Here is a 24,001-nt window from a genome sequence, read left to right as displayed (position 1 = left end):
ATGCGATTGCTCTACGGGTGCACTGATCAGGTTTCGGCCTTCGTCGCCGGCCTCATTCCAGGCTGTGAAGCGGGTTTCGGCAATTGCAAGGCACTCGGTGTTGTCGACGACGATACCGGTGAACTGGTCGCCGGAATGGTCTTCCACGACTGGCAGCCGGGGCCGGGCCTCATCCAGATATCGAGCGCATCGACGACGCCGCGGTGGCTGACTGCCGAGGTGCGGCACAAGATGTTTTCGTACCCGTTCGACGAGGTCGGCTGCCAGATGGTGGTTCTTCAAGTCTCGGCCGCCAACGAGCGTATGGTGCGCATTGCGAAAGCCTTCGGTTTCACGCCGCATTTCATCGAGCGCATGCGCGGTCGCAATGAGGACGGTTACGTCTTCACGCTGACTGACGACGCCTGGCGGAACAGCAAGTTCACGAGGAAATACCATGGGCAAGCCTAAAGCGCCGACGCCTCCCGACCCGAAGGAAACTTCAGCGGCATCGACCGGCACCAACATCTCGACCGCGATTGCCAATTCGTGGCTGAACAATGCCAACCAGGTCACGCCTGACGGCACGATCACCTATACGAAGACTGGCGAAGAGAAGGTCACCGATCCATACACCGGGAAGACCTACACGATCCCAAAAACGACTGTCACGACGCAGCTGTCAGCGGCGCAGCAGGCAATCAAGGATCAAACCGACAAGGCGCAGCTCAACCTCGGCACCCTTGCCAACAACCAGTCGTCTTTCCTCAACGACTATATGGCTAAGCCCTTCGATGGCTCCAACGAGGCGGTTGAATCGCGGCTGCTGGAACTGGGTCGCAAGCGCCTCGACCCGCTCATTGCGCAGCAGAACGACGCGCTGCAGACCCGTCTAGCGAACCAGGGCATCATGCAGGGTTCCGCGGCGTACGACCGGGCCATGGCCCAGCAAGGCCAGACGACGAACGATGCTTACAATCAGTTGCTGCTGACTGGTCGCGGCCAGGCTTTTTCGGAAGCCCAGGCCGTCCGCAATCAGCCGATCAACGAAATCACTGCGCTTCTGTCGGGCTCGCAGGTGGCCGCACCGCAAGCCCAGGGTTACAACGGCAGCACCATCCCGACGACCGACAATGCCGGGCTGATCAACGAGAACTACAATCAGCGCATGAACGCCTATAACCAGCAGGTCGCCCAGAGCGGCAGTCTGCTGGGCGGGCTGTTCGGCGGCGTCGGCAAGCTGCTCACACTGTCGGACAAGCGAGCCAAGACCGGTATCGAGAAGGTCGGCAAGACCAACGACGGCCAGCCCATCTATGCCTATCGCTACAAGGCCGGCGGGCCCATGCAGCTTGGCCTGATGGCGCAGGATGTCGAGAAGGAACACCCCGACGCGGTGTTCGATACCCCGCACGGCTTCAAGGCCGTGGATTACCGCAAAGCGCTGGCGCTGGGAGCATAATCAATGGCTCTGTCCTTCATTTTCGACGCATCCAAGGAAACGCCGGCCAGCCTCGCGAAGAAGCGGGCCGTAGCGGATGCGCTCGCCAGCCGCAATCAGGTTCCCCGGAACGTAGGCGAAGGCATCAGCGCCCTGGCCGACGGTATCGTCTCGGCTGTCCTCGGAAGCCGTGCTGATGCTGCCGAAAAAGCGGGCCGCGATCATGCCGCGTCGACCATGGCACCGCTGTTTGGCGCCGGCACGTTCCCAGATGCGCCGACTTCCAAGCAGAGCACATCCACGTCATCGGCTCCCGTCGACTTTCACGGCGACGAACTCGCATGGACCGATGCCAAGCCGTATCAAAAGGCGCTGCTGAACACGATTGCCGGGCCCGAAAGCGGCGGCCGGTACAACGTCATCTATGGCGGCGGGAAGTTCGACGACTTCTCCAAACACCCAAACCAAGCCGTGCGCATCCAGACTGGCCCGAACGCGGGGCGCACCTCTTCTGCCGCCGGCAAATACCAGTTTCTCGGCTCTACGTGGGATGATCAGGCTGGAAAGCTTGGTCTGGGCGACTTCTCGCCTATCAATCAGGACAAGGCGGCTTGGAACCTCGCAGCCGAAACCTACAAAGCCAAGACGGGTCAGGATCTGGACGCTGTTCTGCAGTCAGGCGACCCGGCGGCAATTGCCAGCGTGGGAAAGGTGCTCAATCCGGTCTGGACCAGCTTGCCGGGCGGCATTGAGCAGGGCACGAACACCGACAGGTTTGTGTCGACCTATCAGCGCGCACTCAATGCAGGTGCTTCGCCCGCTCAGGCTCAGCAGGCGGCCCAACAGGAACAGCCTGTTCAGGTCGCATCTCTCGACCCGTCGGCTGGCGTGGCGCAGGCGACGCAGGTGCCGCCGATGCCGGAGGAATACGCCAAAACCGGCCTGTCGCCTGAGGCTTGGGCCCGAATGAACGCGCCGACGGCACCCGGAGCCCCGCCGAAGCCCGCAGTTCCTCAGCCAGTGGCAAAAGTCACACCCTCACCGTCTCAGCGCGTCACGGCGGCAATGATGGACAGCGCGCCCATAGGCGGCGCAGTGCAGCCGCTTTCGAAAGTCACTGGGGCGTTGGCCAAGGCCAATGGCGATCAGCCGGCGGCACAGGCGGCCAGCCCGGCCACCCAGCGCGTTGCTCAGGCAATGGGCGCGGAAGCCTATCGCGGCACGGCCATTGATAGCGACATGCCCGGACATGCGCCGCTTCAGCCTGGCGAGGCTGGCCCGACCGTCCAGCAGATCATGCAGGCCGCAGCCGATCCTTGGTTGAGCGAGCAGCAGCGCGCCATGGTCAACACAATGCTCGAGCAGAAGATGCAATCGAACGACCCTATCCGGCAGCTTCAGCTTCAGAAGCTCCAGAAGGAGCTAGGGACGCCCCAAAAGCAGTGGCAGAAACTCGACGACGGCACGTTGTTCGATCCGGCCACGGGCGAAACCAAGCATGTAGGCAAGCCGTCAGATGGCAAATTCCGGTTTGAGGGCAATTCGGTCGAAGCACAGTCGCTCAACGGCCTCATGGACAGCGGCGCTCTGACCCCGGAACAGGCACAGCAGCTCGGCGCCGGCAAGACCATCACCAATCCCGCAGACGGGTCCGTCATGTTCATGACGCCACAGGGCGTATTTGGACAGGCGGCTGCGGGTGGTCCTGCAATGCCGGTCACACCGCAAGGCGCACCCGCTCCTGTGCCAGCGCCGACGCCTGCACCTTCCCCGGCTCCTGTTCCGGCAGCGCCTGTCAGCCCGACGCCCGCCCCGACCCCTGCGCCGATCAGTGCACCGGTCGAGGGCCAGCGCCCTGGCATGATCCCGATCACCAGCCCGAAGGCGCAGAAGCCGACGGAAGCCCAGCGCAATCGGTCTTCGAGCGTCGACCAGGCTTTTTCGACGATCACGAGTGAATTGGACCGTTACGCGGAGCTTGTCGACAAATCCGGTATTCAGGTGAAGCCTGGCGAGGCCAAGGACAACCTGAACACGGTTCGCCAGGGCATCATGCTTCAGATGAAGGAGCTGTTTAACCTCGGCGTGCTCAACGGGCCTGATCTCTCGCTCATGGAGCGGATGATCTATGACCCGGTTGTCGATCCCCTGAAAGAGGGCGGCATTGCCAATCTGCCCGATCAGATATGGACCGGAGTGACGGGCGGGGCCGGCGCGCGGGCGAAGAACAGCGTGGAAGAACTCAAGCGCATGCTCGCCAACATCAAGACCTCTGTCGACGCCTCTGTTGAACGGCAGACGCCTGGCGCGCCGCCTCCGGGTGATGGTGGCGGCTGGAAAGACATGGGCAACGGCGTCAAAATCAGGGTGAAACAGTAATGCCTGTTTTCGAGATCCAGGGCCCGGACGGCAAAACCTACGAGATCGATGCGCCCGACGAGAATGCCGCTGTCGGTGCGCTCGGGCAAATGGTCGAACCCGGGGCCCCTCGGCCCGGCGGCCAGCCGCAGCATTTCGAGTTCGACCCGGCGAACGTCCCGGGCGGCATCCCTGGCTATAACCGTCAGACCGGCGTGATTGAGGGCGATGACGCCCTGAGCAAGGTCCGGACGGCGTCGGGCGGCGTGCTGGAAGGCATCCCGGTCGTTGGCCCGTTGATCCGTGGTGGCGTTGATCGTGCCGCCGCGGCCACCTTGGCGCAGTTCTCGGACAAGGATTACGACGAGGTCTTGCAGACCATCCAGTCGGGGACCGAGGCTGAAAAGTCGATGAACCCGAAGCTGGACACGGCCGCGCAGGTTACCGGCGCGGTCGTTGGCACGGTCCCCATGATTGCAGCAGCTCCGAGCGCCTTTGGCGTCGCGCAGGCAACCCGCTTGGGGAAGATTGGCGGCGCGACTCTTGGCGGCGGGGGCCTAGGAGGTGCAGACGCCTTTGTGCGGTCTGGTGGCGATCTGGAAAAAACGCGCGACGGCGCGCTCTGGGGTGGTGGTCTGGGTGCCGCCGGCACTTACGTCGCCCCTTTGGTCGGCAAAGGCGTCAAGAAGGTCGCCGATGCCCTCCTAACCGGTCGCCTCGCCAAGGCAACCGGCGTCGACAAGCAGGCTTTCAATCTCCTGGCCAAAGGCATGGAGCGTGATGGGCTCGACGCGGCGACTGTACACGCCCGTCTTCAGGAATTGGGCCCTGACGGCATGGTTCTGGATCTGGGGCCAAACCTCAAACACCAGGCCGCCGCGCTCGCTGCCATGCCGGGCGAAGGCCAGCAGATCGTTCGCGGTGCAATCGGCGCCCGCGATGCTGCTGCAAATCGTCGGATCATCGACGAGGTCAATTCCCAGCTTGGGCCGGCTCCGGTCCCGCGCAGGGTGTCGGCTGACATCGAGGTCAATCAGGGGCACCTGTCGCCGCGATACCGTGAAGTGTTCCAGAACGCTTCGCCGGTCGATACGCGGCCAATCGCGCAATATCTGGACCGGGAAATTCAGACCCTACGGGGCGAGGCGCAGCGTGGTCTGTCGACCGTTCGACGGATGCTCAATCGCGTCGGAACGGAAGAGCTTGAAACCAATCCCGTGACCCTGCTGGAAACCCGCAAGGCCATCGACGGCATGTTGGAGACGGTCCAGGAGACGAACGCCCGCAATGCCCTGACCACCGCCCGCCAGGCGGTTGACGATCAGCTTCGCGCTTCGGTGCCGGGCATCAAGGAAGTCGACGCTCAATATGCCGAACTGGCCCGTCAGAATACGGCGGTGCAGCGCGGTCAGACGGTTCTTGCCAATGGCCGCGAAGCACCTCGGCCGGTCGAACTGGCGGACGAATTCAGGCAAGGCGCGTTGCCTCAGGGCGAACAGATCGGTCCCTCGGCGGTGCCGGTGCGATTGCGCGAAGGTGCGCGGGCCGAAATCGAGCGCATCATTGGCACCAATGCCAACGACCGGGTAGCACTTCAGCGGCTGATCAAGGGTGAAGGCGACTGGAACCGCGACCGTCTCGCGACGCTGTTCGGCGACGACCGTGCCGACAGGATCATTCGGCTGCTCGACAATGAACGGTCCTTCGCGGACACCTCGAGCATCGTCACGCGCAATAGCGAGAGCCTGGCGCGCCGCGAGGCGATCAACGACCTGACAGGCCAGACCGGCGGCGACTTCGGCGTGGTCGACAGTTTCAAGGCTGGCGGCGTCGGCGGCGCGACGCGGGCAACAGCCGTTAAGGGTGTCGAGAAGGTCGTCGAGGCGTTGCAGGGCGTGAAGACGGAAGCAGCGCGAAAGCAGATGGCCGAAACGTTGACCAGCAACAATGCTGAGGTGGTCGATGCTCTGCTGAAGGCGGCGAAAGGCTCGAACCTTGATCCGTCACAGATCGATCGAGTTTCGCGGGCCTTGCTGCTGACGACGGTTGGCGGCGTCGGCCGCTGATCGCTGATCATAGCGAAGAGCAAAGAAAACGATCAGGCCCGTCACGATCACGCCGGTTAGCAAGCCGTTTTTGAAGTCTGATGAGACGACGCCAAGGAAGCCGTCCAGCGCAAAGCCAAGCGCCACCATTACGCAGGCGGTGACTGCTGCAGCGATCAACTGAACTGTGGTCCGGTAGCTCATGCGCCGGAAAGTAACCCCAGCCCGCCATTTCGACAATAGGCCGCCTTTGGAGCGGCTTTCCCACATGGAGTACTGCCGATGCCCCGTAACGGCTCAGGTGTGATGTCGTGGCCGCCAAATACGAATGGTGTGCCCAATACGACTGTTTCGAGCACACGCTACAATGCATTCCTGGCCGACCTTCTGGCGGATCTGAATGCTGCACGGCCCATAACCGCCGGCGGCACTGGTGGCAACACGGCCGTTTCCGGCAATGACAATCTCAATACTACCGGTGCCGACATGGCCTCGGCGGCGACGCTCAACCTGGCCAACGCGACGGGTGTCGTCGTCAACGTCACTGGCACCACGCCTATTACCGCGCTCGGCACGGTGAACTCGGGAGCGATCCGAACGCTGGTCTTCGCCGGCGCGCTGATCCTCACCCACAATGCGACCAGCCTCATTCTGCCGGGTGCGGCAAATATCACCACCGCTGCCGGCGATGTCGCAACCTTCCGGTCGAAGGGTACGGGCAATTGGGTCTGTGTTGGGTATCAGCGCTCGACAGGCGGACTCACGGTCAACACACTCGTTCAACCTACGCTCACACTGAAGCAGGGGGCCACTGCGACCCCCACCGCAGAGGGCGGTGTCGAGTGGGACACCGATGACAACGTACTTGCAATCGGCGACGGCGCTGCAACCCAGCTTTTCGTTCCCATCCCAGCGAGCACGGCAGCCGGCGACATCGAGTACTTCACTGCTGCAAAGGTCAAGGCAAGGCTTGCCAAAGGCACTGCGGCGCAGGTGCTTCAGATGAATTCTGGCGCGACTGCGCCAGAGTGGGCTGCCCCCATCGCAAGTCATCAAGGCGTGGCCAAGGCCTGGGTAAGCTTCAACGGTACTGGCACTGTCGCCATCAATGACAGCTTCAACGTGTCCTCAATTACAGACAACGGCGTCGGTAACTACACCGTCAACTTCGCGTCAGCGTTGGCCAACGCCAATTATGCGGCTGTCGGTATGGCCAGCGGCAACCTCAGGGATGTCAACTACAGCGGTGGTACTAAGACGACGTCGGCCATAGCCATTGTGGTTGGTGAATCAAACGTGGGTGGCGTCGACACCGCATATGTCGGCATCATTGTAATGGGAGACTGACCCATGAACAAACGTATCATTTTCCCGTCAGGTGATGGTGGGGTCTGTGTCCTGATCCCTGCTGGGAAAAGCGGCATTCCAATCGAAGAGATTGCCCGCAAGGATGTTCCTGCCGGCGTGCCCTACCGCATCATCGAAGCGACCGATGTTCCTGACGACAGGACTGAGCGTGGTCTCTGGTCGGCAGATTTCACGAACCCAGATGGTCACGGGATTGGCCCTGACGCTTGGTTTGCCGAACAGGAGGCAGGAGAATGAGCGTCATCACGATCCGACCGGCACCGCTGCCTACCTTGGATGATTACAAGGCGGCAATTGAACGGCTGATTGATGCGCGAGCGCAGGACCGTCGGTACGACAGCGCGGTGTCCCTCGCGACATATGTGGGGAGCACCAATGCCGCATGGGCTGCGGAGGCCGCCGCCTTTGTCGCTTGGCGCGATTGTGTCTGGGCATATGTCTATGCCGAGCTTGAGAGGGTGACGACGGGACTGCGTCCGCAACCATCGATCACGGATTTCTTAGCAGAACTACCGCAGATCAAATGGCCCGCTTAACGCTTCCGGTACCAAGCGTCCCAACGCGACCACAGGCGATGAACCCGCTCATATCCGCGTAGCTTCATCAACCGATCAATCTGTTTCTCTGCCTGTGTGTAGTTGTGCTCGATGGCGAAGAGACGGACGTCGTATCTGCCGAAGTCGAAACCCTCAAGAATCTCCGGCTCGCTGCCTTCGGTATCTATGCTGATGAAATCGATCTTTTTGGGCGCGTCGTAGCGGGCTAATAGGTCGTTCAGGCTGATCGTCGTTTGGGTGACCTTGGTATGGTCCGCACGGCGGGAGGCATGGCGGTCGCCGCCCGCGAATTGCTGCATAGTGGAAAGCTCGGGGTGGTCGGGGACAAAGAGCATGTCCACTTCGACCCCTGACACCTTGCCGACTGGCTGGCTGCAAAGCGGGGCCTTCCTTCGTGTAACGATGCTCTGTTCCGCGGCAGGGTTTGGCTCCGCTAGGATACCCGCCCAGCCGACTTGCTCGAGCAGGTAGGTATTGGAATGGGTAACGCCGTCGTAAGCGCCGACCTCGACAAAGAAACCGTCCGTCTTGTTGCCAGCTTCCGACAGCGCCCAAAGGTCTTGCTGGAGTTGCGAACTACTTTTGCGGTCACCCTGGCCGCGAATGAACGCAGGCGGGAACGCTGATCTGATCAGATTGCTTAGTCGCATAGATGCCCCGGAAGGATTGCCTAGGCAGCTTTAGACGATCCGAAGTGCATTTCAACCGTCTTCGAATTCGCGCACCTGACCCGCATCCAGCGGGAATGACGACGCACGCTCAAAGGAATTGGCCATGTATTCACGCTATCTTCTGATGGCGCCGCTTTCGCTCGCCTTCAATCTGTTTGTGATGGCGACGGTCCCGGTCTGGGCTGCATGGGCTGCGCTCGCCAGTCTTGACCGGCTGCCAGGCGTCTTTGCCTACGTCCACACCCACGATGACGACATCTACGGGCCTGTTCTAAAGCCGTTGTCAGCGCTGGAACGCTTCAAGGTCGCGTGCTGGTGGCTCTGGCGAAACCCTGGCTATGGCTTCGATGCCTATGTGCTCGGCTTTGACGCTGCCGGGGTTCAGATCGTCTCTGACAGCGGCGTTGTCGACTTTGACCGAGGCAAGACCGTCTCACGCCTCGTCGTCATGCAGGCTGCCAATGGCCACCGCTATTTCTCCTATCGTCGCGACCAGATGCTGCCAGGCAACCGCTTCGCCAAGATCTGGATCGGCTGGCACTGGTCTGCGCTCGATGGCCACCGGCACATGATCAAGATCATGTTCAACCCCTTTCGGAGTGTTTCCTGATGGACCGTAATTTCCAGCGGGCGCTTGCGCTCGTCCTGAAACATGAGGGGGGCTGGTCGGATCATCCGGCCGATCCGGGCGGAGCGACCATGAAGGGCGTCACGCTGGCGAACTTCCGCCGCTACGTGAAGCCGGGCGCGACCAAGGACGATCTGCGTGGGATCACGGACGAGCAGTTGGCGACGGTCTACCGGCGCTTCTACTGGGACGCGGTGCATGGCGCCGAACTGCCCGACGGTGTCGACTATGCCGTTTTCGACTTCGCCGTGAACAGCGGGCCGGGCAGGGCGGCCAAATACCTGCAGGGTGTCGTCGGTGTTGTGCAAGACGGCCGGATTGGGCCGGCCACCATTGCCGCTACCAAGGCGATGATGCGGGCAACCGTCATCAATGACCTTTGCGACAAGCGCATGAAGTTCCTGCGCGGCCTGAAGACGTGGCCGACATTCGGCAATGGCTGGACGGCGCGCGTGTCCGGCGTGCGCGCCGACGCGCTCAAGCTGGCCGAGCCGAAAGCGGGTGAGGGCACGGCTCCCAAGCCCGATGAGACAAGTCCGTCGCCACCTGTGACCGCCCCCGCCGAACCCGCCAAGGGCGCGGCCTTCTGGCTCCAACTCATTGGCAAGGCGTTCGCCTGGGCCTTCTCCCGAAAGGATCGCTGACATGACCGCAGTCATCGTTCGCATCGGCCTGCGTTATGGCGCGGGCTATCTCGTTCTCAAGGGCATGCTGTCGGCTGAAGACGGGGCCAACTTCGCCACCGATCCCGATATCCAGATGCTGGTCGGCGCCGGGCTGGGTGTGGTCGCCGAGGGCTGGTACTGGGCCGCTCGCAAGTTCGGGTGGTCGAAATGAGCAAGTATCGCAAGAAGCCAGTTGTCATCGAGGCTATGCAGTATCGATATGGCGATCCGGCCGTCCGCGCTTTCCTCGGAGCGAGCGCCGGCCACGAGAGCAAGGCGCGTCACCCTTCAGCGAAGGGCGAGCTTGAAATCGTCACGCTCGAAGACGGCCACGACCAGCGCGCAAAGCATGTGGCCACAGAGGGTGATTTCATCATCAAGGGTGTTCAAGGCGAGTTCTATCCGTGCAAGCCCGACATCTTCGAGGCGACTTACGAGGCGGCAGAATGACCGCGCTCATCCTCTCAGCACTGACCAATCCAACGCTGCTGGCGATCATGGGTGGCTTGCTGGCCGTCCTTGTGGCCTTCTTCAAGGGCAATTCACGCGGGGCGGCCAAGGAACGCGCCAAGCGTGAAGCTGAGGAAGCCAAGGCGCGGGATGTCCTCGACGACGTGCAATCCGATGTCGGCGCCATGTCGGCCGATCAGGTGCGCGCCGAGCTCGCCAAGAGGGCACGACCATGAAGCGCCGGCTGCTCGACCTCGTCGTCAAGATCATGCTGCTGATCGTGGTCCTGACCGGCGCTGCTGCCTGCACCTCAGCCCGGGGCAGCATCTGCCTGGGTCCAGACCTCCGCTATCGGCAACAGGTCTACGACGCGATGAACGCCGAGGAAGCAGCCCGGCACCTCACCATTCTGAAGACACGCGAGGAACTGTGCGGGAGGAAGCCGTGAGCGACCAAAAGCACTTCGGCATGGATATCGATATGAAGATGAGCCTGGGCAACATGATCGTCATCGGCACGTTGCTGGCGTCAATCATCTTCGGCTGGGCGAAATTTGGGTCTGACATTGAGGCCAACAGGCTGGCCACCGCGGCGAACACCACCCGCATCGAGCGCCTGGAGATCCAGAGCGGCGAGATGAAGGACCGGCTGACACGAATGGAGGTCACACTTCAGAACGTGTCCATGCAGATCGATCGCGCGGTCAGGCTGCTCGAGAAGGACTCTCCGACGCCGAGGCCGTAGCCGTTCATTAACGTCCATTACCACCTATTACCGCCCCACTTGCTTCGGCTGGCGGGTTTTTTGCGCTCACGCGCTCCCAACACTCGTCGCCTCGCTCTATAGCTTCGCTGCGTGGGGGGACTGCCCGCATGGCCGCCTAGACGTAATCGTCCTTCCCGCAAAAGCCGCCGGTTCACCCGGCGGCACTTTGTCGTTCAGTCGGGGGGGGCGTTGTGAGAGTTTCACCGTCGCGCCCGCATTATCGCAAGGGGACGATAGACGGCCTCCCACACTGCACCTGTCGCGCGACCTTGGCATCTCGTCTGCCCGAGATTACGAAGTCAGCCTGCGTTTGAAGAAATCGAGTATCTCGTCGCGTGCCTTGATAGTCGGCTGACCAGCCTCATCAATCAGATGCACAGTAACGACGTTGTGGGGGGTCTGCACGACCTTCTCAAAGAATTCCGGCACATCGCGGTTCGCCGACGCATCCGGCAAAACGCGACCAACAAAGCGGTCCCCCAAGACCTGCTGATAGGCTGCGAAACGCTGCGCCTTACAGAACCGATCGCCCTCGAAACGGTAAGCAAGAACGGTCAGGTCCTCTTTGACTAGTCGCTCCCTAACCGTGACGAGGTCTTCGGATGAGATTTCGAGGCCGGCATCATCGTCGAGGGGCAGAGCTGGTTGCGAGAGAACTGGCGCAAGCATGGATGGCTCCAACATCATGCTGAGTGCGAAATTGCCCGAGAAGCACATGCCAATAGCGCCCACCCCGGGACCTCCACACTCTTCATGTGCAAGTTTCGCCAAGGCCCGAAGCCATATTGTGACTGGACTTGAAGCACCAGCGCCGAAGGCACGGAACTCTGCGCTTACGCAAACTCGTTTGAAGATTGCCTGGCCCACCTCAAGGTCAACCGGCTCCCCGTCTCGGCCATAGAGGGATGGCATGTAGACCGTAAACCCCGCCTCCAAAACCCAGCGAGCGAAGCGGGCAACGTGTGGACTGATACCGGGCACTTCCGGAATCACGATCACCGCGGGCCCTTTGCCCGCAGTATGCACCATCTTGGTTACGCCCATCAGGGTTATCTTCCTTGGAGCAAAATCCTCAAGAGGATCATACTCGTCGAGCTTCCTAGCCTTCATCGCCTTTTTCCTTCCTGTTTGGTTGCCGGCCTTTCCCCAGACGTCTGGGGGTAGCCGACTTCCATTTGCAGTGACGGAGTGCTTTATTCGAGTGTCCTATCTGACATTATTCGTGCTAAATCAGCCAATGTTCGATTTCACACTCGTCGTGCTTCCAGGCACTTTTGCGTCAGGCGTCGGCGTATCGCTCGACACGCTTGCCTGTGCCACTGCCATTGCTCATGAAGCTGGCTGCGCTCCGCCACGCTGGCGCATTTGTTCGACCGAGAAGTCAGTGCTCCTCAGTAGCGGCCTTCAGATTGAAGCTGCGATTCTGCCGGAAAAGCCGAAGTCCGATGGATCGGTCTGGCTGCTGCCCGGGCTTGGCCTTAACGATGCCGAAGCTGTCATAAACCGCCTAGCGCAGCCGGATGCGGTCACTATAGCAAATGGGTTGAAGGCGCATTCCGACGCAGGAGGGATTATCGCGGCGTCATGCTCTGCAGTGTTCTTGTTGCATGCGGCGGGGCTTCTGAGCAGCAAGAGGGTGACCACGACATGGTGGCTCGGGGGGCTCCTGCAACAGATGGCACCCGATTGCCAAGTTGACGTCGATCAGATCGTTGTCGCCGACGGAAACATTATCACAGGTGGCGCGGCCTTCGCGCACATCGACCTAATGCTGCATCTACTTCGCATCCGCTTTGGCCCGGCACTTGCTGAGTCAGTTTCGCGCGCAATGGTAATCGATGGCCGCCAATCGCAAGCGCCGTTCATCGTTCCTGCGATTCTGGCAAGCAGCAGCGACGTCGCAACTAGGCTTGTGGCCTGCTTTGAAGCGAGGCTGCCGAACCCTCCATCGGTGGAAGAACTTGCTGCAGAACTATCTATGTCGAGCCGAACTCTCTCGCGGCGTATCAAGGCCACAACGGGGAAAAGTGTGTCTGCCTTGCTTCAAAGTGTGAGGATCAATCGGGCGCGGATACTGCTGGAGAGCACCAACATTTCCGTAGAAAAAATAGCCGAACAAGTTGGTTATGCTGATACGACTGCGCTGCGACGGCTAATGCGAAAAGTCACGCAGGCAACGCCGCGGCAGTTTCGCGGCAAACGAAACGCATAAGCCGGTGCTGGAGCCCAGATGTCTAACAGCTAGGCCGCATTTAGCATTGGCGCTACCCGGTTTCAGCCCGGGTAGCGCAATCTTTCGGTCGTCTTGGGCTAACCTGTCTGGAAGCGCCGAGCTAGAATCAGGCGCTCCATCAACTCGAACAGAATCTGACAAATCGCGCCAACACCGCCTAGCACGAAGATGCCAACGACCATGCGGTCGGTTTGCAGCGCGAACCGTGAATCCATGATAATCTGTCCCAACCCTGAATTGGCACCAATCAATTCAGCGGATACCAACGCCACGAAAGCAAAGCCGACCGCGTTGCGTAGACCTATTAGGGCGTAGGGCACTACCGATGGCAGTACAACCCGGTAGAGTCGCTCGAGTGGCCCCAACCCGATGATCTCTGCAGTGCGCAAACGGATTAACGGCACCTCCTTGGCACCAACCAGCGTGCTAATAGTGACCACCACCCAAACTACATAAGCGATAACCAGCCATTTGGACATTTCGCCGATGCCAAACCACATGATTACGACCGGTACTAGCGCGATGGGAGGTATACCCTTTGCAACATCAAATATGATGCTGAACGATTCGCGGATGATGGTGATACGCCCGAGGATGATACCTGTGACTACGCCGGCAACACCCCCCAGCAGATAGCCGACGACTACGCGGCCCAGGCTCGTAATAGTAGCCTTCACAATCTCACCTGAAGACAACATGCCCTTGAGAGCCTCAACCACCTGCAGAGGGCTCGGCACGAGGTCTGGACGTCCAATAGACCCGGCGGCAATCGCCCACATAATGACGAAGGAGCACAGTGAAAGCGTCGACAAGGTCGTCATACGAAAGCCAGACATTACTTGATCCTCCGCTTGGTCGAGTAGCGTGGCAATAAGGTCTCCACTGCGAACTCAAAGGCGCGGTCCAGTAGCAACGCCAGCAATCCCAGTCCAATGATACTAGCCATCAGGGCGGCGGTGTCGAATTGCGAGCGGGCTTGCATAAGTCGATAACCGACACCGCTTTCAGCGCCCAGCATCTCGGCTGCCACTACGACCATGACGCCAAGGCCGATCGCCGTACGTATGCCAATAATGATTGCGGGTATGCAGGACGGCAGCACTATCTTGAACAGCGCCTGGGGGCCGCGGACGCCAAGGCATTCGCCCGCCCGCAACTTGATGCGGCTTACATTGCGCACACCGGCCCGCGTGCTAATGAGCACGGTTAGGGTGATCGTATAGACTAGCAACGCGATACGAGACTGTTCCGTCACTCCGAGCCACAACAGACTAAACGGCACTAGCGCTATCGCCGGGATGGCGTTGAACATACGAATAAAGGGCTGGACAATAGCGTTCGCGATAGGCCACCAGCCGATAGCCACGCCTATGAGAATGCCAGCCGGGACGCCGATCAATAAGGCGAGTAGCAGTCGCCACAGGCTCGCGCCGACATCGTCGGTCATGCTGCCACTCACAATCATATCATATGCACTAGCGCCAACTACCCTCGGAGGTGGGAAGAGCATGTCAAAGGCGATTGCATTTGCCATCAGTTGCCAAACCGCGATGACGATGGCGACGCCTAGCCCCGCATAGAGCACACGCATCTCAGTGGTCCTCATCGATGTCGAGTGCCCTCTCAAGGCGGGTCTTCATTGCGACATATTCGACCGTGGCGGGATCCTGTGGAATTTGGTCGCGCCGAATCCATTCCTTCACGCGTGCGCCAGGACCGGTCGAAAGTACGACGATTTCGGTCGCCAGAAGCAAAGCTTCCTCAATGTCATGCGTGACGAAGAAAATGGTCTTCCCTGTCTCCTCCCAAAGAGATTTGAGGTCAGTCTGAAGCTTTTTGCGAGTAATGGCATCCAGCGCCCCAAACGGTTCATCCATCAAAAGCATGTCTGGCTCCATGGCGAGCCCGCGTGCGATCTGTACGCGCTGTTTCATGCCGCCGGACAGTTCCGAAGGGAACTTGTTTGTATGATTGGCTAAGTTGACCATCTCGAGCACCCGGGCGACACGTTGCTGTCTTTCAGCACGCGGGAGTCGGGAAATGCCGAACTCGACATTTTCTCGGACGGTCAGCCAGGGAAAGAGTGCATTGCTCACGTCTTGGAACACAACTACTCGGTCGGGGCCAGCCGAACGGATTTCCTCTAATCCGAGGCGAATGGCGCCCGAAGTCGGGCGTTCGAAGCCCGCGATAAGATCGAGTAGCGTGCTTTTGCCAGATCCGCTGGGACCGAGCACACAGATGAATGAGCCCCTGTTAAATTCTAGGTCGATCCGGTCAAGGATCGGGTAGTTACCGAAGGATTTCGAGACGTTTGAAATTCCGAAATTGGTCCATAGCTTAGCTAGCATTTTTTGTTCCCCTTTTTTTGTCTGTACGGTCCGCTGGGCGGAGCATAGATGCCCGCCCAGCGTCCTGATCCGCCTTACCTGCCATCCCACCAGGGGAACTGGTATCGTTGCGGCTCATCAATGTGAGGCTATTCGCCTCCTATTGGACTAGGCTGGCGTCCACTGCCTTCAAGGCAGTCCAGTCGAATGCCTTTTGCCAATCTATCGGCGCGGCGATCAGCTTCTGACTTTCCAAGAATTGGCCAACGGACTTCATTCCGTCCAGGAAGTCCTTACTAACGTGCATGTCCCATTTATTAGTCTCGAGCACGCTTTGGACATCGGCGGGCGGGGCCTTGAGATAAGCAGCCAAATCCGCGGCGTTGGCTTCTACGCCTCCGGACTTCTCGAGATATTTGGTGGCCTTAAGCAGTGCGCGCACCACTTTCTCCACCGTCTCGGGCTGCTTCTCCAACAGCTCGCGCTTGGCTACTATTCCGGAGTAAATGTCGAAGCCGACTTGGCCGTTCCAGGCGGCTGGTATCATTTCGCCGCGACTTAGCTGTACCATCTTTTGGTCGAAAGGCTTCCATGAGGAAACGGCATAGACGTCGCCTTGAACGAGGGCGGAGATTTGGTCGAAGGGCGCGAGGTTGATGCGCTCGACGTCGTTCAATGTCAGTCCCTTGCTGTCCAGGAAACGGCTCAGCATGTATTCCCCAGCCGATTTTGAGACCAGGCCAATTTTCTTTCCTTTGATGTCGGCAGCTTCCATCTTTTCCTTTGGTCCGACAACAACCATAAAGTGCGAGCTCTGAGAGAACTGCGCGACCATAACGACGTCGCCTCCCGTAAGAAGATACGACAGAGGCACATCGGCAGCGACGAGGAAGTCGGCCGCGCCAGATCGGAAACCCTCAATAGCCTCAGCGCCAGAGGGGAAAGGCCTCACCACAGCCTCCAATCCTTCCTCCTTGAAGTAGCCCTGTTGGTCGGCCACAAAGACCGGGGCGAACGTGGGGCTGGAGCCCGCGAAAATCCGAACTGGTTCCGCCGATGCGGCAGTAGATAAAATAGCGGCGCCGAAAATCAGCGCCGTCAAAAGTGTTCTAAAATTCATTGACTCCTCCCGATGTTTTACAATGAAGCCAACGCCACAAGGCGCGACTTGACTACTCTATGTCCTCTGTTCTGCAGTTCTTTCCGCGTCTTCTTGGCGAGTTCGATACCGTTGGCCATGTCTCCGTGCATGCAGATGGTCTGCGTAGGCAGGACTATCCAAGATGATCCATCGAGGGCGAGACGACCGCCCTCTTCGACCAACGAAATTGCGTTACGGGCAACCTCGGCGGGGTCCCGCGCCTCGCGTTTCTTGTCCAAGTATAGCGAGCCGTCCGGATTGTAATCGAGGTCAACATATCCCTCATTGACCATCATGATGCCCAAGTCTCGGCATGCGGCATCAACGATAGGACCGACAAGAAAAAGAAGAAGGCTGTCATCGACAGCCTTCAGAGCACGCACGACGCCCCGTGCCACTTCCGGATCGACAGCCGCCGCGAGATAAAGCTCGCCATGCGGTTTGACGTGGTTCAGCGGAACATTCTCCGCTGCACAAAATGCTTTCACCGCGCCGATCTGATATACGGTTATCTCGAACACTTCCTGCTCGCTCAACCCCATCTTGCGACGGCCGAAACCAGCCAGGTCGGGATAAGCGACATGCGCACCTATTTCGACCCCATGGTCCTTTGCGAGCTTTACAGTGGCGTGGATAGTACCTGGATCAGCAGCATGATACCCGCAGGCAATATTGGCCGAAAGAACATGCTTGATCAGCGCTTCGTCGTTGCCCAGCCTATACCGACCGAACGATTCTCCCATATCTGCGTTCAGATTAACCAGCGCCACGACCTGATACCTCCACCACTTACCCTGCGCCAATGTGTCCCTTAGTACTCGATCTTGATCAACGCGAGGCTGAGTCCTGCGATGAACAGGGAAGCCGACAGCGCCAGAACCAACGGGCGCCAACCATGCCTGCGGATTTCGGCAACGTTCGTGCCCAGCCCCATCGCGGCCAAGCCGACCGACAGAAGGCATGTGGTGACCGATTTCAACAGTACCGTCGCCTCAGCGGGTATCGTTACCAGGCTGTTCAGACCAACAACCCCGACGAAGGCAAAAACGAACCAAGGGAGCGGCGGGCGCTTGGCCTCCGCTGTACCCTTGCGGTGCATGGCAATAGCGCCAAGAGCGATGACCATGGGCGCGAGCATGGCGATACGTGCGAGCTTGACGACGGTGCCGATCTCGCCCGCTTGGGGACCGCCCTGGAAGCTTGCGCCAACCACTTGCGCTACCTCATGAATGGAAGCGCCGGCCCACAGCCCGAAAGCATGCTGATCAAGGCCGAAGCTACCCATCAGCAGGGGGTAGCATAGCATGGCGACAGTGCCGAACAAAGTGATGCAAGCGATTGCATAGGCGACCTGCTCGCTTCGAGCATTCGTCACGGCATTGGTGGCAACGATTGCAGATGCGCCGCAGATAGACGTTCCTGCGGCAATCAGTTCAGTTAGCTTTTGATCGACCCCCATCCAGCGGCCCAACAGGATGGTGAACCCGAAAGTTGTGACGAGAGCAATTACTGTGACAACAATTCCCTGCACGCCAATCGAGACAATCTGCGTTGCCGTGAGTTGGAAGCCGAGCGCAACGATAGCGGCACGCAGCAACGTCTTCTGTGAAAAGGCAATGCCCGCCTTGGCATTGGCCATCACGCCGACCGTATTAGAGAATACGATTCCAACTAGCACAGCCAGTATCAGCGGGCTGAGCAACGCCATGCCAGGTAGCTGCTTTAGGGAGAACCCAGCGCCTGCAATTGTGCAGGCTAGCACAATACCAGGCCGGATCACGTTGTGCGTTTCGTCGCCCTTTTTCATGGGCGCCTGTGGAAGCGACAAGCGGTTATCGGCAAGGTCGACGGACAATTTTTTTCTCCAGATATTAAATCGAGGAGATCATTTTTTCAAAAGCCGCTCCAACGCATTGTGTTTGTCAAATTAATCGGACAGGTCGATTAATGGAGCACGAAACGGCCCCGCGCGCCGAAAGGTGGCGGGAGCTAAATTTCCATGCGCAAAGAGGCGCCCCGGAGGGCGTTCTTGCAATCTTAAGCAAATCAGATGAAGGTAGGCGCGGGTGTGACAACCTGACCGCGATAAGCAGGAACCACGATTGGCGTCGTAGGTGCTGCTGAGGCGCACATGGCCTTGGCGGGCCGTAATGTGCCACCGGATACGCCTTGGCGGGCGTTCCAACTCGGCTGAATATGGCCGGGGGCGAACGCTATGTCCAGAGGGGTGACCCTTAAAATCGTTCGACCTGTCTCGCGGCAGGTGTCACCCCCCGGCTGCTGGTCCGCCACCAGCGCGGAAGGCCTTTCTGTGACGGGAAGGTCCCTCCACCGACTGTGACGGTCGGTCTAAAACCGCGAGTACTGAAAAATGACCCTTCACACAAATGGGGGGCATGACGCCCCCGATTTTATGCCGAAGCTCCAAGTCGACGGCGGGTTCGTCTTTGTCACCTGCAAGGAAGGCCACCGGCTTTCCATATCGGCCACCATCGAGTGCTTGATAGATATGCTCGACACCATGGAGCCTGACCCCGACCTTGAAGACAACTCCGACGACGAACCTTGGCTTGGCTGGCCGAATGCTGCTCAGCCGGCATGCGGTGACATGTCCCAGGACAGCGACCGTGAAGCCGACTGGGCAGATGCCGAGCCAACGCTCGGGGCGACTGAAAACCATCCGCGGCCCCTTGGTCATGGACGATCCAAGGACGGGGCGCAAAACGGATGGTCGACAGGGATTGCAGTCGTCGCCGATGGCGAGAATGAGCCGTGCCTGGCCGCAGCCGAAAGCCATCCTTCGTCGCGGGAGTTCATTGCTTGTGGCGTTCAGCAGCCCCGGAGCGGCGCTGTTTACCATGACCGGAGCCATAATCAGGAGCAATGGGCCAAAGGTGACGCATCTGGGGATGATCGTGAAGACGATGACGAGCGCGAACCGGACCAAGACGACGAGTATTCGCTAGGCTGGGGTGATGGCTCGCAGGCGGTCCTGCAGGCCAGGGATGAGTACGAGGCCAGCCTCGGCTTTGTCGGCATAGGAACAGGTTGGCGCGCTGGCGAGGACGATAACGACACTGAGGCTTGCCAGCTTGGCGACAATGAGTTGGAGGCTGATCCTGCTGAAAGCGGTGTCGGGGATGAGGATGGACTATATTGGATGAGTTCGGAAACGCTCTCCGAGCGCGGCGCACGCTCCGACGTCCGCAACCCAGCAGTGCTGCCTGAGTTCTTTCCAGACCGCTTCTCAATGGTAGGCGCCGGCAGTTGCTGTGAACCCCTCATTGCAGATGGCTCACGTCTTTTCGTCGATAGACAACAGTCCTTGAAGCCAGGCGGGTTCGTCGTGGTTTTCCGTGATCCGGCGAAGGTGTCGAGCGGCGACCATGTCATGAAAGTCAAACGCCTCGTCTCCCAGACAGAAGACGCTTACGTGGTCGAAATGCTCAACCCGCCAACACGCATTACCTATCAGCGCAAGGACGTGCTGGCCGTGTGGCATTGTGAAGTGGCGCCGGCGGACTATGTTCCGGGGCCGGTGGTCACAGATGGCGAGATGTTGGCCAAACGCGCGGCCGAAATGCGGCGGCAGGCTCAAAAGCTCACCTATGCCGAGCGTGCGCACCGGATGCCCGACGGAACGATCATGCGCACCTTCGTGGCTTCCAACGACGTCAAGGTCATCCACTGATGAAGGCGGCGGTGACATCTGAGGACATCGACCGTTCCCTGCATCTGTTGGGGCTCTTGGCCGTATGTGCGCATGCTTCGTCGACCATCAATGAGGTCAGCGGCATGACGACACAGCAGGTCGCCAGCGGTCTAGCAAGTTGCATGGTGCTCGCCATTGGCTTGGCGGGGCAACAGCATGATTTGCTGGACGCGGTGCGCGATGATCAGGGGTAGGCGGCATGAGCTACCTTGATCTGCTGTTTTGGGTGACCGTTGGCGCCGGCTACGCGAGTCATTTGCTCATATTGGGCTGAGACATTTGAGAGGCCCGGTTGCACCTGCAGCCGGGCCTTCAAATATGTTACCCATACTGCACCCATCGGCCTGCTTCCTCGATTCAGGTCAGTGGCGACGGCGATGTAAGCATCTGGTTTTATTGGGTTTTTTGTGGTGAGCGCGCAGGGATTCGAACCCTGGACCTACTGATTAAAAGTCAGTTGCTCTACCGGCTGAGCTACGCGCTCCCGGGGGGCGTATGGCGACCCCGAAATTGCGGCGGAACATAGGGAGAGTGTCCCGGCGGGTCAACCGGAAAAACATCATTGCAAACAGGCTGTCGAATGGCCACCGGCAATTGGCTCTCGACCCTGCAACTCAACTCGCTCGGCATTTCCTGGCAACCCCTCACGCGCGTAATATTACCTCTTGGTGATATTGCTGGCATCCGGCAGCGCTGCTAGACATCGGGGGCCCAATATCGGGCTTATCGTTTTGGACATTTGATAGATGCGTATTCTTTTGAAACTCGCCGTTGCTTCCGTTTTCGCAACTTCCGTCATTCCCGCCGTCGCACAGGCAGAAGATCTTGTCTTCACGCTCAAGAACGGCACGAAATCGGTGCTGACGAATTTCTACGCCTCGCCGGTTGGCGTTGACCAGTGGGAAGACGACATCTTCGGCCGCGACACGCTGGGCGCAGGCGAAAGCATGCAGATCACCATCGCCGATGGCCGCAGCGTCTGCGAATACGACATGCGCTTCGAATTCGAGGAAGGCTCAGACCTCGACACCACCGAGGACAAGCAGAACCTCTGCGAACTCGGCGAATACACGATCCACGAATAGGGCTGGCTTCGAGCAAGCCCCGGGCTGGTCACGCCGCGAACAGATTCGGCACCTTTTGCGCCGAACCCCGAATAGAGTGGCTATCGGCAATGCACGCCGCAGGAACGCCGAAGAAAACTGCACCGGGCCGGAAGCAACCGGCCCGTCTGCCACAAAATGGTGATTGGTACCTGATTGCCGCTGCCGCTATAGCGGCCCTGCACATTGTGGAGCGGCATTGAATGGCATTGGACGTCGGTTATCTCAGCGCATTGGGGGCGGGCGCCCTGTCGTTCCTGTCGCCTTGCGTGCTGCCGCTGGTGCCGCCTTACCTCTGCTACATGGCGGGCGTTTCGGTCGACGACTTCCGGGCCGAGGGCGGGGCCGCAACCGTTTCCCGCGCCCGCGGCGCGCTTTTGACCGCGTCGGCCTGCTTCGTGCTCGGTTTTTCCACCGTCTTCGTGGCGCTGGGTGCTGGCGCCTCGACGATCGGGCAGCTGTTGCGAACCTGGCAGGAACCGCTGGCGATGGCGGCTGGCGTGCTGATCATCCTGATGGGCCTCAATTTCCTCGGCATCCTGCGCATTCCGCTGTTTTCGCGCGAGGCGCGCTTCCAGTCGCAAGGCAAGCCGGCGAGCAATCTCGCCGCCTATCTGATGGGCCTAGCCTTTGCCTTTGGCTGGACGCCGTGCATCGGACCGGTGCTGGGGCCGATCCTGACGCTGGCCGGCGGCCGCGAGACGGTGGGAGAGGGCGCTGCCCTGCTGGCTGTCTATTCGCTCGGCCTTGGCATTCCGTTCCTGATCGCGGCGCTGTTTTCGGGCGCTTTCATGCGGTTCCTGCAGAAGTTCCGCGTCCATCTCGGCAAGGTCGAAAAGGCCATCGGTGCGCTTCTGGTGGTTGCAGGCGTGCTGTTCCTGACCGGTGGCGTGCAGACCGCATCCTACTGGTTGCTGGAGCGCTTTCCGGTGCTCGGCCAGCTCGGCTAGCTCCAAAAACGTCCAGATAGCCTGTGCATTGGAGGCGATTGCCAGCAATGCTAGAAAGGCGGGCGAATCCCGCCGCTTCTTGCCAATCCGGACGACGCCATGACCTCGAGAACCTGCCTGTCGATCATCCTTGCCGCCGGCGAGGGCACTCGGATGAAGAGCGCGACACCCAAGGTTCTGCACCAGATTGCCAATCTGCCGATGGTGGCGCATGTCGCCAGGGCCGCCGAGAGCGCAGGCGCCGACGCAGTCGCGCTGGTGGTGGGGCATGGCGGCGACGCGGTGAAGAAGGCAGCGGAGGCGTTCGCGCCGAAGGCGGATGCATTCGTCCAGGCTGAGCGGTTGGGTACGGCTCATGCGGTGCTGGCGGCACGGGCGGCGATCGCCAAGGGCCATGACGACATTCTGGTAATGTTCGGCGACACGCCGCTGGTCGAGGCCGATTCGCTTGCCTTGGCGCGTCAGAAGCTTGCCGAGGGGGCTGCCGTGGTCGTCATCGGCTTCCGGCCGCCGAACCCGGCAGGTTATGGCCGCCTTTTGGAGAAGGATGGGCGCCTGGTCGCCATTCGCGAGGACAAGGATTGCACCGACGAAGAACGCAAGATCGGATTCTGCAATGCCGGGCTGATGGCAATTGCGGGCAAGGATGCGCTGAGGCTGCTCGATCAAGTCGGCAATTCAAACGCCAAGGGCGAGTTCTACCTTACCGACATCGTCGAGATCGCCGACAAGGCCAGTCTCATGGTTGTTGCCACCGAGGCGAGCTTCGAAAGCGTGCTTGGCATCAACAACCGGGCGGAACTCGCCGAAGCCGAGGCGATCTGGCAAAAGCGCCGCCGCCGGCAGGCCATGCTCGACGGTGCGACGCTGATTGCGCCCGAAACCGTCTATTTTTCGCATGATACGGAGATCGGCGCCGACGTGCTGGTCGAGCCGAACGTCTGGTTCGGTCCTGATGTGAAGGTTGCCGACGGCGCCGTCATCCATGCGTTCAGCCATCTCGAAGGCGCCGATGTCGGCCCCCGTGCCGAGGTCGGGCCATATGCCCGGCTGCGCCCGGGTGCGGAGCTGCATGAGAAAGCCAAGGTCGGCAATTTCTGCGAGGTCAAGAAGGCGACGGTCGAGAAGGGCGCCAAGATCAACCACCTGACCTATATCGGCGATGCGCGCGTCGGCGTCGGCGCCAACATCGGCGCGGGCACGATCACCTGCAATTATGACGGCTACTCGAAATTCTTCACCGATATCGGCGAGGGCGCATTCATCGGCTCGAACTCGTCGCTGGTTGCGCCGATTGTCATCGGGGCCGGCGCCTATGTCGCCTCGGGCAGCGTCATAACAGAGGAAGTGCCCGGGGATGCACTGGCCTTTGGTCGGGCGCGCCAGAAGACCTTGCCGGGCAAGGGCAAGGAATTGCGCGAACGCTTCGCCTCTGCCGCCGCTGCGAAAAAGGCGGGTGCAAAGTAACGGCATTTCAATCCTGCCGTGCCATGGATGGTCCTTCTTGCCCGGTCGGGCGGCTGATACGTTGCGAAACGGAATGTGACTTCCGCTTGGCTGCTGTGCTGCCTAAAAGGCCGACAGGGTTTTGAGGGATTGGACGGG

General features: G+C 60.0%; 29 protein-coding genes and 1 tRNA gene. 20 read left to right on the top strand and 10 right to left on the bottom strand.

Features of this window, described 5'->3' with window-relative positions; translation table 11 throughout:
- From HNQ95_RS12765 to HNQ95_RS12750, 4 genes are read left to right on the top strand one after another with little or no spacing between them, the layout of a single operon-like run.
- Positions 1 to 450, top strand: a complete 450-nt coding sequence (locus HNQ95_RS12765; RefSeq protein ID WP_182574218.1) for a GNAT family N-acetyltransferase — start codon at positions 1 to 3, stop codon at positions 448 to 450.
- On the top strand, positions 437 to 1,441 hold the full coding sequence (locus HNQ95_RS12760) for a tail fiber domain-containing protein (protein WP_182574217.1): 1,005 nt from the start codon (positions 437 to 439) through the stop codon (positions 1,439 to 1,441). The genes HNQ95_RS12765 and HNQ95_RS12760 overlap by 14 nt, the downstream gene beginning before the upstream one ends.
- 3 nt (positions 1,442 to 1,444) lie before the next feature.
- A complete protein-coding gene (locus HNQ95_RS12755; RefSeq protein ID WP_182574216.1) occupies positions 1,445 to 3,799 on the top strand; it encodes a glycoside hydrolase family 24 protein in 2,355 nt (784 codons plus the stop codon).
- A complete protein-coding gene (locus HNQ95_RS12750; protein ID WP_182574215.1) occupies positions 3,799 to 5,844 on the top strand; it encodes a hypothetical protein in 2,046 nt (681 codons plus the stop codon). Before HNQ95_RS12755 ends, HNQ95_RS12750 begins: the two co-directional genes overlap by 1 nt.
- Here HNQ95_RS12750 and HNQ95_RS12745 read toward each other — a convergent pair.
- Positions 5,782 to 6,027 (bottom strand): hypothetical protein, encoded by a 246-nt coding sequence (locus HNQ95_RS12745; RefSeq protein ID WP_182574214.1) that lies wholly within the window; start codon positions 6,025 to 6,027, stop codon positions 5,782 to 5,784. The two genes, HNQ95_RS12750 and HNQ95_RS12745, sit on opposite strands and share 63 nt — an antisense overlap.
- A 78-nt stretch (positions 6,028 to 6,105) precedes the next feature.
- On the opposite strand from HNQ95_RS12745, the gene HNQ95_RS12740 reads away from it, so the two are divergent.
- The 3 genes from HNQ95_RS12740 to HNQ95_RS12730 are packed head-to-tail and all read left to right on the top strand — an operon-like array spanning position 6,106 to position 7,727.
- The gene (locus HNQ95_RS12740; protein WP_182574213.1) at positions 6,106 to 7,170 is read left to right on the top strand and encodes a hypothetical protein; all 1,065 of its coding nucleotides are present in this window, start codon (positions 6,106 to 6,108) and stop codon (positions 7,168 to 7,170) included.
- Positions 7,171 to 7,173: 3 nt separating this feature from the next.
- Positions 7,174 to 7,428 carry a hypothetical protein gene (locus HNQ95_RS12735; RefSeq protein WP_182574212.1) on the top strand — a complete coding sequence of 85 codons (255 nt, stop codon included), beginning with the start codon at positions 7,174 to 7,176 and terminating at the stop codon, positions 7,426 to 7,428.
- A complete protein-coding gene (locus HNQ95_RS12730) occupies positions 7,425 to 7,727 on the top strand; it encodes a hypothetical protein (protein ID WP_182574211.1) in 303 nt (100 codons plus the stop codon). The genes HNQ95_RS12735 and HNQ95_RS12730 overlap by 4 nt, the downstream gene beginning before the upstream one ends.
- On the opposite strand, the gene HNQ95_RS12725 is transcribed toward HNQ95_RS12730, so the two are convergent.
- A complete protein-coding gene (locus HNQ95_RS12725; RefSeq protein ID WP_182574210.1) occupies positions 7,724 to 8,398 on the bottom strand; it encodes an FkbM family methyltransferase in 675 nt (224 codons plus the stop codon). The two genes, HNQ95_RS12730 and HNQ95_RS12725, sit on opposite strands and share 4 nt — an antisense overlap.
- Positions 8,399 to 8,522: 124 nt before the next feature.
- Here HNQ95_RS12725 and HNQ95_RS12720 point away from each other — a divergent pair, with 124 nt between their 5' ends.
- From HNQ95_RS12720 to HNQ95_RS12690, 7 genes are read left to right on the top strand one after another with little or no spacing between them, the layout of a single operon-like run.
- Positions 8,523 to 9,029 carry a DUF7338 family protein gene (locus HNQ95_RS12720; RefSeq protein WP_182574209.1) on the top strand — a complete coding sequence of 169 codons (507 nt, stop codon included), beginning with the start codon at positions 8,523 to 8,525 and terminating at the stop codon, positions 9,027 to 9,029.
- Positions 9,029 to 9,691, top strand: a complete 663-nt coding sequence (locus tag HNQ95_RS12715) for a glycoside hydrolase family 108 protein (RefSeq protein ID WP_182574208.1) — start codon at positions 9,029 to 9,031, stop codon at positions 9,689 to 9,691. The genes HNQ95_RS12720 and HNQ95_RS12715 overlap by 1 nt, the downstream gene beginning before the upstream one ends.
- A gap of 1 nt (position 9,692) precedes the next feature.
- A complete protein-coding gene (locus HNQ95_RS12710; RefSeq protein WP_182574207.1) occupies positions 9,693 to 9,884 on the top strand; it encodes a Pam3-gp28 family putative phage holin in 192 nt (63 codons plus the stop codon).
- Positions 9,881 to 10,162, top strand: coding sequence for a hypothetical protein (locus HNQ95_RS12705; protein ID WP_182574206.1), 282 nt, complete (start codon positions 9,881 to 9,883; stop codon positions 10,160 to 10,162). The genes HNQ95_RS12710 and HNQ95_RS12705 overlap by 4 nt, the downstream gene beginning before the upstream one ends.
- Entirely contained in the window at positions 10,159 to 10,398 is a 240-nt protein-coding gene (locus tag HNQ95_RS12700; RefSeq protein ID WP_182574205.1) for a hypothetical protein, read from the top strand. The genes HNQ95_RS12705 and HNQ95_RS12700 overlap by 4 nt, the downstream gene beginning before the upstream one ends.
- Positions 10,395 to 10,610, top strand: coding sequence for a hypothetical protein (locus HNQ95_RS12695; RefSeq protein WP_182574204.1), 216 nt, complete (start codon positions 10,395 to 10,397; stop codon positions 10,608 to 10,610). Before HNQ95_RS12700 ends, HNQ95_RS12695 begins: the two co-directional genes overlap by 4 nt.
- Positions 10,607 to 10,906 carry a hypothetical protein gene (locus tag HNQ95_RS12690; RefSeq protein WP_182574203.1) on the top strand — a complete coding sequence of 100 codons (300 nt, stop codon included), beginning with the start codon at positions 10,607 to 10,609 and terminating at the stop codon, positions 10,904 to 10,906. The genes HNQ95_RS12695 and HNQ95_RS12690 overlap by 4 nt, the downstream gene beginning before the upstream one ends.
- Positions 10,907 to 11,218: 312 nt before the next feature.
- On the opposite strand, the gene HNQ95_RS12685 is transcribed toward HNQ95_RS12690, so the two are convergent.
- Complete coding sequence (locus tag HNQ95_RS12685) at positions 11,219 to 12,037, bottom strand: dienelactone hydrolase family protein (RefSeq protein WP_182574202.1); 819 nt, start codon at positions 12,035 to 12,037, stop codon at positions 11,219 to 11,221.
- Positions 12,038 to 12,164: 127 nt separating this feature from the next.
- On the opposite strand from HNQ95_RS12685, the gene HNQ95_RS12680 reads away from it, so the two are divergent.
- Entirely contained in the window at positions 12,165 to 13,139 is a 975-nt protein-coding gene (locus tag HNQ95_RS12680) for a GlxA family transcriptional regulator (protein ID WP_182574245.1), read from the top strand.
- Positions 13,140 to 13,237: 98 nt separating this feature from the next.
- Here the strand turns inward: HNQ95_RS12680 and HNQ95_RS12675 are convergent, their stop codons facing one another.
- The 6 genes from HNQ95_RS12675 to HNQ95_RS12650 form a co-directional block, all read right to left on the bottom strand.
- Positions 13,238 to 13,996, bottom strand: coding sequence for an ABC transporter permease (locus tag HNQ95_RS12675; protein WP_182574201.1), 759 nt, complete (start codon positions 13,994 to 13,996; stop codon positions 13,238 to 13,240).
- On the bottom strand, positions 13,996 to 14,751 hold the full coding sequence (locus HNQ95_RS12670; RefSeq protein ID WP_182574200.1) for an ABC transporter permease: 756 nt from the start codon (positions 14,749 to 14,751) through the stop codon (positions 13,996 to 13,998). The genes HNQ95_RS12675 and HNQ95_RS12670 overlap by 1 nt, the downstream gene beginning before the upstream one ends.
- A 1-nt stretch (position 14,752) precedes the next feature.
- A complete protein-coding gene (locus HNQ95_RS12665; protein WP_182574199.1) occupies positions 14,753 to 15,511 on the bottom strand; it encodes an ABC transporter ATP-binding protein in 759 nt (252 codons plus the stop codon).
- Between the two features lie 139 nt (positions 15,512 to 15,650).
- Entirely contained in the window at positions 15,651 to 16,610 is a 960-nt protein-coding gene (locus HNQ95_RS12660; RefSeq protein ID WP_182574198.1) for an ABC transporter substrate-binding protein, read from the bottom strand.
- 17 nt (positions 16,611 to 16,627) lie between these two features.
- Entirely contained in the window at positions 16,628 to 17,401 is a 774-nt protein-coding gene (locus HNQ95_RS12655) for a 5-oxoprolinase subunit PxpA (RefSeq protein ID WP_182574197.1), read from the bottom strand.
- Between the two features lie 41 nt (positions 17,402 to 17,442).
- Complete coding sequence (locus HNQ95_RS12650; protein WP_246340698.1) at positions 17,443 to 18,486, bottom strand: YeiH family protein; 1,044 nt, start codon at positions 18,484 to 18,486, stop codon at positions 17,443 to 17,445.
- A gap of 516 nt (positions 18,487 to 19,002) precedes the next feature.
- Between HNQ95_RS12650 and HNQ95_RS12645 the strand changes: the two genes are divergently transcribed.
- Together HNQ95_RS12645 and HNQ95_RS12640 are read left to right on the top strand one after the other, a co-directional pair.
- Complete coding sequence (locus HNQ95_RS12645) at positions 19,003 to 20,322, top strand: S24 family peptidase (protein ID WP_182574196.1); 1,320 nt, start codon at positions 19,003 to 19,005, stop codon at positions 20,320 to 20,322.
- Entirely contained in the window at positions 20,322 to 20,537 is a 216-nt protein-coding gene (locus tag HNQ95_RS12640; RefSeq protein WP_182574195.1) for a hypothetical protein, read from the top strand. Before HNQ95_RS12645 ends, HNQ95_RS12640 begins: the two co-directional genes overlap by 1 nt.
- Positions 20,538 to 20,751: 214 nt before the next feature.
- Here the strand turns inward: HNQ95_RS12640 and HNQ95_RS12635 are convergent.
- Positions 20,752 to 20,827, bottom strand: a tRNA-Lys gene (locus tag HNQ95_RS12635).
- 262 nt (positions 20,828 to 21,089) lie between these two features.
- Between HNQ95_RS12635 and HNQ95_RS12630 the strand changes: the two genes are divergently transcribed.
- From HNQ95_RS12630 to glmU, 3 genes are all read left to right on the top strand, one after another.
- Positions 21,090 to 21,428, top strand: coding sequence for a hypothetical protein (locus HNQ95_RS12630; protein WP_067962214.1), 339 nt, complete (start codon positions 21,090 to 21,092; stop codon positions 21,426 to 21,428).
- A 221-nt stretch (positions 21,429 to 21,649) separates the two neighbouring features.
- Complete coding sequence (locus HNQ95_RS12625; protein ID WP_067962212.1) at positions 21,650 to 22,396, top strand: cytochrome c biogenesis CcdA family protein; 747 nt, start codon at positions 21,650 to 21,652, stop codon at positions 22,394 to 22,396.
- A 99-nt stretch (positions 22,397 to 22,495) separates the two neighbouring features.
- Positions 22,496 to 23,863, top strand: coding sequence for a bifunctional UDP-N-acetylglucosamine diphosphorylase/glucosamine-1-phosphate N-acetyltransferase GlmU (gene glmU / locus HNQ95_RS12620; protein WP_182574194.1), 1,368 nt, complete (start codon positions 22,496 to 22,498; stop codon positions 23,861 to 23,863).
- The last annotated feature ends 138 nt before the right edge of the window (positions 23,864 to 24,001 follow it).

The sequence above is a fragment of the Aminobacter ciceronei genome, assembly GCF_014138625.1.
Lineage (GTDB): Bacteria > Pseudomonadota > Alphaproteobacteria > Rhizobiales > Rhizobiaceae > Aminobacter > Aminobacter ciceronei.
The sequence above is the reverse complement of the archived record's forward strand: the minus strand, read 5'-3'. Positions and strand labels throughout refer to the sequence as shown.